This window comes from Mesorhizobium sp. M4B.F.Ca.ET.017.02.2.1 (genome assembly GCF_003998955.1).
Classification (GTDB): Bacteria; Pseudomonadota; Alphaproteobacteria; order Rhizobiales; family Rhizobiaceae; genus Mesorhizobium; species Mesorhizobium abyssinicae.
This window is the reverse complement of sequence record NZ_RZOF01000237.1, coordinates 1-10,296: the sequence shown is the minus strand read 5'-3', so window position 1 is coordinate 10,296 and position 10,296 is coordinate 1. Positions and strand designations below refer to the sequence as shown.

The following is a 10,296-nucleotide window of genomic DNA, read 5'->3' as shown; positions in this document are numbered from 1 at the left end:
GGTCCGGCCGAAGGCCGGGGGTGGGGTCCGCCGCGACGCGCGCCGACGGGGAGATAGCGTCGAGCACTGCCGGGGCGACCCCACCCGGACCCTTCGGGTCCGACCTCCCCTCAAGGGGGAGGTTAAGGGCGGCGCTACTTCTGCGGCGCCTGGTCGATGATCGACTGCATGGTATCCTGCGCATTCGAAATCGCGCCGTCGACATCGTCGCCGAAGAAGACCTCGTTGACCATCTGCGTCCACGGACCGTTGGCGGAGTTGATCAGGTCGTTGAACACCACCGTATAGGGCGTACGGCCCTTGGCCATCGCCTCGGCGGCGATCTGGTAGCGCGGATCGAGATCCTTCAGCGCCTCCTTGGCGATGTCGCCACGCACCGGCAGGCTGCCGTATTTGGCGAGCAGCGTCTGGCCTTCGAGCGAATAGGCGAAGTCCAGAAATTCCTTCACCACGGCGAGCTTCTTGGTGCCCTTGGTGACGACGAAATTGTCGCCGCCGGCGAAGGACGACCAGCCGCCATCCTTGCCAGGCAGGAAGGTGACGCCGTAATCGACATTCGGGTACTGCGTGTTGAGCGCGCCGATGGCGAAGGCGCCGGACGGCGAGATGCCGATGTTGCCGGCGGCGAAGGCGGCGAAGAAATTGGCGCCCGTGTCGGTCTGCGCGCCGGCTGGCACCAGATCCTTCTTGACCATCGAACGGTAGAGGTCGATGGCGCCGCGCAGCTGCGGGCTGTCCAGCGTCGCCTTGGAGCCGTCCTCGGAGAGGATGTCGCCGCCCGAAGCCCAGATCAGCGGCGTGAAGGTGAAGATGTTGCAGCCGCCGCAATTGCCGGAGAAATAGAAGCCCTTGATGTCGCCGCCGAGCGCGTTGACCTTCTCGGCGTCGGCCTCGATCTCGGCCCAGTTGGTCGGGCCCTTTTCCGGATCGAGCCCGGCCTGTTTGAACAGCTTCTTGTTCCAGATCAGCACCGAGCTATCGGCAGAGAACGGCAGGCCGTAGATGCGGCCCTTGTAGGTGCCGGTCTTGACATGCGCCGGCGACAGGCTGGCGAAATAGGGCAGCGACTTCGCCCAGTCGGTGATGTCCTCGAGCTGGCCGGCGGCCGAGAAGGACGGCGTGTAGATGAGATCGAGCGAGAGCGCGTCGGGCGCGGTGCCGCCGGCGGCGGCCGCCCCGTATTTCGGGATGATCTCGGCATTGGGGATGATGTCGAGCTTGATCTGGTTCTCGTGGCCCTTGTTGAAGGCATCGACGATGCGCGGCATGAAGTTCGAGCCGTCGGCGCGCACCCAGATGTTGGCGGTGTCGGCGGCGAAAGCAGGCAGAGCAAAGATGCTCGCGGCGAGCGCGAGCCCGGCAATCATGGTCTTCATGGTTCTCCTCCTCATTGGTTCTCCTCCCTATTGCGGCGCTCTCCCAGATCGCGCCGCGCGTTCTCCTAGCCGCCCACTGGGCGGCCGCATGACTGACGCACCACCAGCCGGCACGGCAGTTTTCGAATGCCCGGCGCGGCCGCCTGGCCGCCGACGAGCGAAAGCAGAGCGAGCCCGGCCTCGCGGCCGAGCGTGGCCAGGTTCATGTCGACCGAGGTCAGCGGCGGGCGCGTCGCCTCGGCCACGATCTCCCAATTGTCGAAGCCGATGACGCCGACATCCTCGGGCACGCCGATGCCGCGCTCGCGCAGCGCATCGATGACGCCGCGCGCGATCTGGTCGTTGCCGCAGAAGACGGCGTCGGGCATCTCGCCCCTGCCCGCCTTGCCGTCGAAGAGCTTTGCGACGGCCTCATGCCCCCAGCCTTCCGACCAGGCGCCGAGCAGCGGTTCGGCCACCGGCAGGCCGTGCTCGGCCAGCACCTCGCGATAGGCACGCGCGCGCTCATGCACGACGGCAAAACTCGCCGGCCCGCTGACATGGGCGATGCGCCGGCGTCCGAGCCCACAAAAATGCTCGACCGCCAGCCGCGCGCCGCCGGCATCGTCGGAGACGAAGGCGACCGAGCCCGGATCGGGCTGGGTGAAGGCATAGATCACCGGAATGCGCAGATTGGAGAGGTCGATCGGCAGATGGCGGTCGATGCGTTTTCCGGTGGCGATGATGCCGTCGACGCGCTTGTCGAGCATGGCCTCGACATGGAGCTGGCCAAGGCGCGAATCGTCTTCGACATTGCACAGGAAGACCGAGACGCCGGCATCGACCAGCGCATCGGAGACGCCGGCCATCAGCGGCAGCGAGAAGCGGCCGTAAGTATCGTTGGTGAGCAGCCCGACGGTGAAGGAGCGTTTTCGCAGCAGGCTCTGCGCCAGGCTGTTCGGCCGGAAGCCAAGCCGCTGCGCCGTCTCGCGGATACGCTCGCGCGTCTCCGCCGTCATCCGCCCCTGCCCGTTCAGCGCCTTCGAGGCCGTCGCCACGCTGACGCCGGCGGCCAATGCCACCTCACGTAGGGTGACCGGGGCTGGCGCTGGCAAGGCGTCGGAGGACATGTGTCGAGGCGCATCCCTGAGTTGGGAAAAGGTTTTCTCTTATCGCCCTGCGCGGTGATGACGGGTGAGGTCAGCGAGCGCGGAGCGATTTGGGAAAAGGTTTTCTCACAGGGAGGTTAGGGGAAGGTGGGGAGGTTGGCAAGGGGGATTTTGTGTCCTTTGGACCGCGCTAGCAGGTTGCAGCGGCAACACAATCTGAAGGAATGCTGTGGCACAAGCGGTCAACCCCGTCATGGGCGCTTTCGATTGGCGCCGTGGAGGCCGGTCATGGTCTGGCGCGGGGAAAGCGCTGCGCTCGGCTGCACACGTTCCACCCCACCCCGCTGAGCGCCAGTACCTGGCTCTACGTCCCCTTCACGATTCTCGGCTTGGTCGGTCGGCGGGATTGAGTCGCGCTCTCGATGGTCAAGGCCAGCCGCTTCTCGTCTTCGATGGCGCGATCGACTGCCTCGATTTCCTCCTGGAGCGCCTTCAGTTGGGCACCGTAGCTGGAGCCATCGCTGTCCCCGATCTGGAAGCCACTTGCCCGCATTGCGTCGCGGGTATGGTGCACGTTACGGACGCCTTCGCGTCGGGTCGCGACGAGGATTTCCCTGAACTCTCCAAGACGTTCAACGTGACTGCGAGTCATTGCGTTCTCCTATTTCGTCGTCATCGTCGCCGACGGCGATGCAAAACGGCCAAACTTACGGCGCAGAAGGTCTAGGAGACTAAAGGAGATACTCTCGACAAAGCATGAGCGCGGAAGCTCAAATTTGAATGTCTTGCAACAAGGTGATTCCAGGCGCGCCTCTCAAACCAGCATCGACTGCTGGGCGAAGATGCCCGCCATCGCGCCTTGCCACGATGCCGTGGTGACCGAGGGGATCATGGGGTTAGTGAGGTCGCCCGCGGCGTAGATGCCGGGCATGCTGGTTTCGCGGCGCTCATCAACCTTGAGGACGATGCCAAGGGGCGTGGCGGCCGTGGCGAGGCCCAGTGATTCATGCAGGCCGGCGGACGGCTTGTTGCGCGGATGCGCGAACAGAATGTCGACAGCGACATCACGGCCGGAATCGAGCTTGAGGGTGGGATTACGGCCGCCGTGACGGGTGATTTCAGTGATCCGGCCATCGAAGACAGGCGTGTTGCGACGTTCCAGATCGGCCCGGATATCGGCCGGGATGTCGTGGCCATCGGAGAAGACCGTCAACCTGTCAGTCCAATCGTGGAACAGCCTGACCTGATTGTGCGACTGCGGGCCGGACCAGACGAGGCCCCAATGCTGGCCGGCGACTTCAAAGCCGTCGCAATAGGGACAGGGCACGATGGACGTGCCCCAGCTTTCGGCAAACCCCGGCACATCGGGCATCTGGTCCGTGATGCCATAGCTCAGGATCAGCCGACGCGCCCCAAGGCTTTCGCCATCGCCCGTGAGGACGGAGAAATCGTCGATGCCGCCGGAGACTTTGTCGGCCCGAGCGTTGACCAGACTGATCGCAGGATAACGCGCCAACTGCCGGCGCGCCTCGGCCAGGATGTCCAGCGGCGGCTTGTGATCGTGACCAAGCATACCATGCGAGTGGCCGGCGAAGCGGTTGCGCGGCAGGCCAGTGTCGAGAACGGTGACCTTGCGGCGGGCACGGCCGAGTTGCAGGGCGGCGGCAAGGCCAGCAAAGCTGCCGCCGATAATGATGACGTCATCCATGGTGATGGGCTCCGTGTTGCGGATGAAGCGGGTGGGGCTGAGCCTGGCGCGCAGAATCGTCCAGCGATGCGCATTCGATATCGGTGGGCGGCCAAGGCAATCCTGATTTGGAGGACACGATAAAATCCACTCTTGGAATTTCTGAAACTGCGTAGTATCGTAATTCATGAATAACGATACTGTCAAGGACCGTAATTGAGATGACCGAAAATAGTCGAGGCCGGCGTGGCCGGCCCGCCAATGAGGCGCTTGGCCAAACCATTGTCGACACCGCAGGCGAACTCTTTGCAGAATTGGGTTTTCAAGCGACGACCTTGGACAAGGTCGCCCAGCGAGCGAAGATATCGAAGCTCAGCATTTACAAGCACTTCGAGAACAAAGAGGCGCTGTTTGGCGCGGCCTTTGCGGCCCGCTGTCAGCAGTTAATCCCACAGGCGCTTTTTGAAGGCGTCGATGGCTCGGCCGAGGATCAGCTTATGGCGGTGGGATCATCGCTGCTTCGCACGCTGCTGCGCCCAGACGTCCGCAACGTCGAAGCCATGGTCATGGCCGACACACCGAACCAAAAGTCGTTGAGCAAAGTCCATTACGAAGCCGGCCCCGCCCATATCGTCGCCCAAATCGAGACCCTGTTACGTCAGTTGCACGCGAAGGCGGTGCTCAACGTGCCCGATCCTCTCCTGTCCGCCCGCTTGTTTGCCGCACTTTTCAAAGGCTCCGATCTTCTAATTATTGCACGCTTTGATGAGGCGAGAGCAGAGGACGATGACGAAATCGAATCCTATTGCCGGTCGGCTGTCGCCATGTTCATCGCGGCTCACGGTCGCAACGAACACGCGGGCGGATAGCCGGGACGAGGCCGCGATGGACTACTCGCTTGATATTTTGAACGCGTGCACTGACTCAGCGCGAGATCGGTGTCCGGAATGCGCCGGCACCGGACATTGCATGGCTGGCATGTGATCATGCCCCAAGCTTGTCGAGCAAGGTCTTGGCCTCTTTCAGATCGAGCGTGTCGAAGCCCTCGGTGAACCAGCCGTAGGTCGGCGCGAGCAGGTCATGCGCCTCGGCGCGCTTGCCCTGTTCGGCCAAAAGGCGCGCAAGCGATGTGGCGGCGCGGAGCTCCCAGGATTTGGCACCTTGCTCGCGAGACCGTTCGACCGCCTGGCGGAACGAGATTTCAGCCTCGCGGCAATCGCCTGGTTCCGCGGCAGCGCATAGGGCACCCCGGAGCCGCAGCAATTCGGCATGGCACCACTGCTCGCGGGTCCGGTTCACCTGGTCGAGGGCCCGATCGATCAGGCGCACGCCGTCGGACGCGCGATTGACGCTGCCTAGCACCTCGCCGAGCAGTCCCATCGTGTACGCCTGCGTCACCTGCGTTCCGACGGCCTGCATCCGGGCCAGGCTATCCTCGATCTGGGCGATCGCCCGCTCCTTATGGCCCTGCTTCGCCGAGAGCCATCCCTTCTGCTGGGCGGCCATGGCGGTCCAAAAGGGATACGCCTGCTCGGTCGCGAAGGTGAGCGCACGTTCGTTTTGCTCCTCGGCTTCGGCCACCTCGCGCCGGAATATTCGCAACCACGCTGCCCATGTCAGCACGTAAGCGCGGCTGAAGGGGTGCGCCAATCGCTCGGCCAAGGCAAGAGCGTCTTCCATCCGGGCCAGCGCCTGGTCGGGGTAGCCGAGTTGCCAAAGCACCGCCGACCCACGACACAGGCAAATCGGTCCGGGATCCTGGCCGTAGAGGGCGAGATGGGCTCGATGTCGCTGTGGGCGATACGATTCGGAGGCCAGCTCCAGATGTTTGCGTGCCTCCCTGAAGGCGCCGCGCCAGGAAAAGCCGACCCCCCGGGCATAATGGGCTTCGACCACCCACACGGGATCGTTACTCTGCCGGGCAAGGTCGAGCAGCCGTCCGCTCAGCTCGTGCGCCGACGTCAGTTCGGCGCGCGTGGCCGAGTAGATGGCCAGGCCGAGCAGAACCGGGAAGAGATCCGCATCTTCCGGCATCAGCTCGCAAAGGCGGCGCGCGCGAGAATAGACCTGCTCGACCTCGGGATTTGCGTAGCCACTCTTGGCGGCGAGCACGCGGCCAAGCACCGTTAGCGCTGCGAGCTCGCGCCGCTGGCGCTCCGGGCCCGCAGGGAGCGTTTCGATCAGGTTCAGCGCTTTCTGCAGATGGCTCTGGGCCTCATCGTTGGCCGAACGGTGGTTGGCGCTCTCTCCCGCGCGCTGCCAGTAGCCGATGGCCTGAAGCGAGAGGCCTGCAGCCGTATAGTGCTGAGCCACGATCTCCGGCTCGTGTTCGACGACCTCTCCGAAGTGCTGCTCGAGCGCGTGGGCGATCCGGGTGTGCAGTTGCTGGCGGCGACTGCGCAGCAAGGTGGCATAGGCGGCATCTCCCACCAATGCGTGCTTGAAGATGCACGTCGCGTGCGGCGGCCGGCCGCGAGCGATCACGAGCTCGGCGCTGATGAGCTGGTCGAGGGCGCCCTGCAGTTCCCGTTCCTCGCGCTGCGCGACAGCCGCCAGCAGCTCATAAGAGAATTCGCGGCCGATGGCGGCGCCAATCTGCGCGACCTCGCGCGCCGGCATCACCAGCCGATCGAGCCGCGCCACCAGAGAATCCTGCAGGGTTGCAGGGATCGCCAACGGTGGCAGCGGGCCCGAGAGCGCGTAGCGGTCGCCTTCATCGGTCAACACGTCGGATTCGATGACCGCCTTGGTCACCTCCTCGAGGAACAGGGGGACACCGTCTGTCTTGGCCACCATCTGCTCGAGCAACCCGCCCGGCAGCGCCTTGCCACCGGTCAACCGCTGCACCAGGGCGGCACCCTGCCGGCGGCTCAGGCGGTTCAGCGCGAGCGAGGTGACCCGCGGGTGGTCGATCCACCGCGGCTCGAACTCAGGGCGGAAACTGAAGATCGCCAAGACTGAAAGGCGGGGGATCTGCGGGACCAATCGGTCGAGAAGCTCCAGCGACGTTGGATCAATCCAGTGGATATCCTCGAAAACCAACAGCACGGGCTGGCGGGCCGCCAGGCCAACAAGCTGCCGGATCAGCGCCTCGAGGGTGAGCTCCTTCTGGCGCTGGGGGCTGAGGTTCAGGGGTGCGTAGCGGCTGCCCACCGGGAGCGAAAGAAACGCCGACAACAAAGGGGCGTCGTCCCGGACCTTGTCTGTGGACCGCGCCAGGAGGCGCTCCAGCTTGTCGAGTTTTACGCTCGGCGGATCGTCTGGGTGGAAGCCAGCCGCGCGGGTGAGCTGGGCGATCGACGGGCGAAGGGCGCTGTTTGCGTGGAACGGCGAGCACTGGCAGCGGATGCGGATGTGCGGCCGGTCGCGCAGACGCTCGCGGAGCGCCTGAATCAGGTGCGACTTGCCGATGCCGGGCTCACCGGAGAGCAGGACCACCTGCCCTTCGCCGGACGCGGCCTTGCTCCAGAGTTCCGCGAGCAGGGCAAGCTCGTGCTCGCGCCCGACCGTGGGGGCGAGGCCGCTCGTCGCGCGCGCTTCGAACCGGGTCTCGGCGGCACTCTCGCGAAGCACTCGCCACGCGCGGATCGGGGCGTCGAACCCCTTCAGCTCGTGGAAGCCCAGGTCGGCGAACTCGAACAGCCCGCCGAGCAGTCGGCGCGTCGCGAGCGGGATCACGATCTCGCCGGGCGCCGCCAGGGCCTGCAGGCGCGCCGCCAGGTTCGGCGACTCGCCGACCACCGCTTCCTCCTTCGCCGCTCCTTCGCCGATGAGATCGCCCACCACCACCAGCCCCGTAGCGATGCCGACGCGCACCGCAAGCGCGCCTTGTGCCGGGGTCGCGAGCCCTGCGATCGAATCAACGACCGCCAGCCCGGCCCGCACGGCTCGCTCTGCGTCGTCCTCATGCGCCTTTGGATAGCCAAAATACACCAGCACGCCGTCGCCCATGTATTTGGCCACAAACCCGCCAAAGCGACGCACGGCCTCCGCAACGCACTTCTGATAGGCCGCAATCACCTCCCGCAAATCCTCAGGGTCCATTTGCGCGGAGAGTGCCGTCGAGCCGACAAGGTCCGAGAACATCACGGTGACCTGGCGGCGCTCGGCGGTGTCCTTCGCGGCTTTATCGATTGCCAGAGGCGCATCGGACAAAAGCGGCGGCGGTGCGCCTGCTTGAGCGCGCAAGGCTGCGATGGCATCGAGCAGCTTACGACGGTGTCCGACAAATCCGACGCCAAGATCCTTCAAATCCTCGGCCGTCAATATCGGCAGGATCGTCTCGTCGATCTTATTCTCGCGGAAGGCGTCCTCATACTGTTCGAGGTCAAGCCTCCGCAGCCAACCTCCGACGTCCATGGCGGCGCCCCTAACTTGCCCACCCACCGCATGATCCACCAGGGGAGACAGCCTGTCTAGGAGCAGGTTTTGAACGACCGGTTGGCTCAAATCCGGGCATCATGCCGCCTGAGCCAGGCCACAGCGATGAGCAGCCCCAGCCCGCCATTCCAACCCACCCCGCTTTCTGCTTGAATACCCCTCACCCAGCCGCGGAGTACCCCCATTTCCACCGATCCCTTCGCTCCCCTCCGCCAGCGCTTCCTCGCCCGCTGTGCCGATCAGCTCACCGAGCTGAAGGTCGCACGTGAGACTCCCCTGCCCGGCAACGATCCGCTGATCCGGCTCGCGCACTCGCTGGCGGGCGCGGCCGGCACGTTCGGCTTTCCGGAGATCAGCGCCAAGGCATCGGCGCTGGAGACGCTGCTCACCGAGCAGGCGGATGGCGGGGCGGTTGGCGCGGCGCTCGATGCGCTGATCGCGGAGGTCGAGCGCACATTGCAATGACGCGGCCGGTTGTGCGCCGCCCAGCCGCGCCTATTTCTTGGCGCCGCCGAGGCCGGTCCGGGTCATCTCGCCCCAGCCCTGGTTGCCGCGCAGGAACTGCCACCAGCCTTTGACGCGCCAGAAATTGTTGAGCTGGCGGTAGCCGAAATTCTCGATCACGGCGACCGCCGTCAGCACCGCCAAATCCCTGGCGCGGGGAAAGCGCTGCAGTTCGGCCTCTTCCAGCACCAGCGAGCAGACGCTGACGCAGACGCCGTAGGTGAAGACCAGCGAGGTGAAGGCGAGCAGATATTCGCCCGACAGGATGCCGAGCAGCCAGAAGGCCGGGATCAGGACATAGCCCAGCACCTCGGCCACCGGGCCTAGCACGTCGACGATCAGTATGTGGCCGAAGCCGAGGAAGCCGACGCGGCCATAGCGCGGGTTGAACAGCATCGAACGGTAGCGGAAGAAGCATTCGAGCGCGCCGCGCTGCCAGCGCGTGCGCTGCCTGGCCAGCACGCTCAGCGTCTCCGGCGCCTCGGTCCAGCACACCGGCTCGGGGACGAACTGGATGCGGTATTTGCGCTTGGTATCGCGCATGTGGCGGTGCAGCTTGATGACGAGGTCGAGGTCCTCGCCCATCGAGCCCTTGGTGAAGCCGCCGACCGCCACCACTTCGGCGCGGCGGAACATGCCGAAGGCGCCGGAGACCAGCATCAGCGTGTTGATGCGGCTCCAGGCCAGCCTGGCTATCAGGAAGGCGCGCAGATATTCGACCACCTGCAACAGCGGCAGCAGGCGCCACGGCAGGTGCACCTCGCGCACCCTGCCCGCCTCGATCGTCGAGCCATTGGCGATGCGAATGGTGCCACCGACCGCGATGGTGCGCTCGGGGTCGTCGATGAAGGGCTGCGCGGCGCGCATCAGCGCGTCGGGCTCGAGGATGGAATCGCCGTCGATGACGCAGAAGACCGGCGCGCGGCAGACATTGATGCCAGCGTTCTGGGCGTCGGCCTTGCCGCCATTCTCCTTGTCGACCACGAACAGCCGCTCGGTCATCGGCGAGGAATAGAGGCCGCGGATCGGCTGGTGCGCCAGTTCCTCCTCGTAGGGCCGGTGGAACTTCACCAGCCTGAAGGCGTCGATCAGGCGCTGCAGCGTGTCGTCCTTCGAGCCGTCGTTGATGACGATCACCTCGAAATTCGGATATTCGAGCGCCAGCATGGAATGGACGCTCTCGACCACGTTCAGTGCCTCGTTGTAGGCGGGCACCAAAAGCGCGATCGGCGGCGCGACGTCGCCGTAGCGGTGCCAGAGC

General features: G+C 65.2%; 8 protein-coding genes. 2 read left to right on the top strand and 6 right to left on the bottom strand.

The annotated features are described in order from the left end of the window. Positions 1–134 precede the first annotated feature (134 nt). From EN738_RS23720 to EN738_RS23705, 4 genes are all read right to left on the bottom strand, one after another. Complete coding sequence (locus EN738_RS23720) at positions 135–1,376, bottom strand: sugar ABC transporter substrate-binding protein (protein WP_127285824.1); 1,242 nt, start codon at positions 1,374–1,376, stop codon at positions 135–137. 65 nt (positions 1,377–1,441) lie between these two features. Next, on the bottom strand, positions 1,442–2,485 hold the full coding sequence (locus EN738_RS23715; RefSeq protein WP_127285823.1) for a LacI family DNA-binding transcriptional regulator: 1,044 nt from the start codon (positions 2,483–2,485) through the stop codon (positions 1,442–1,444). Positions 2,486–2,828: 343 nt separating this feature from the next. Next, positions 2,829–3,116, bottom strand: coding sequence for a hypothetical protein (locus EN738_RS23710; protein WP_127285822.1), 288 nt, complete (start codon positions 3,114–3,116; stop codon positions 2,829–2,831). 162 nt (positions 3,117–3,278) lie between these two features. Further along, positions 3,279–4,172, bottom strand: a complete 894-nt coding sequence (locus EN738_RS23705) for an NAD(P)/FAD-dependent oxidoreductase (RefSeq protein WP_127285821.1) — start codon at positions 4,170–4,172, stop codon at positions 3,279–3,281. A 200-nt stretch (positions 4,173–4,372) separates the two neighbouring features. Here EN738_RS23705 and EN738_RS23695 point away from each other — a divergent pair, with 200 nt between their 5' ends. Continuing rightward, a complete protein-coding gene (locus tag EN738_RS23695) occupies positions 4,373–5,020 on the top strand; it encodes a TetR/AcrR family transcriptional regulator (protein ID WP_127285820.1) in 648 nt (215 codons plus the stop codon). A gap of 115 nt (positions 5,021–5,135) precedes the next feature. Here the strand turns inward: EN738_RS23695 and EN738_RS23690 are convergent, their stop codons facing one another. Beyond that, positions 5,136–8,510, bottom strand: a complete 3,375-nt coding sequence (locus EN738_RS23690; protein WP_127285819.1) for an AAA family ATPase — start codon at positions 8,508–8,510, stop codon at positions 5,136–5,138. 174 nt (positions 8,511–8,684) lie between these two features. On the opposite strand from EN738_RS23690, the gene EN738_RS23685 reads away from it, so the two are divergent. Beyond that, positions 8,685–8,996 (top strand): Hpt domain-containing protein, encoded by a 312-nt coding sequence (locus EN738_RS23685; protein ID WP_127285825.1) that lies wholly within the window; start codon positions 8,685–8,687, stop codon positions 8,994–8,996. A 30-nt stretch (positions 8,997–9,026) separates the two neighbouring features. Here EN738_RS23685 and EN738_RS23680 read toward each other — a convergent pair. Next, positions 9,027–10,296: glycosyltransferase family 2 protein (locus EN738_RS23680; protein WP_145966912.1), on the bottom strand; the 1,270-nt coding region annotated here is incomplete at its 5' end.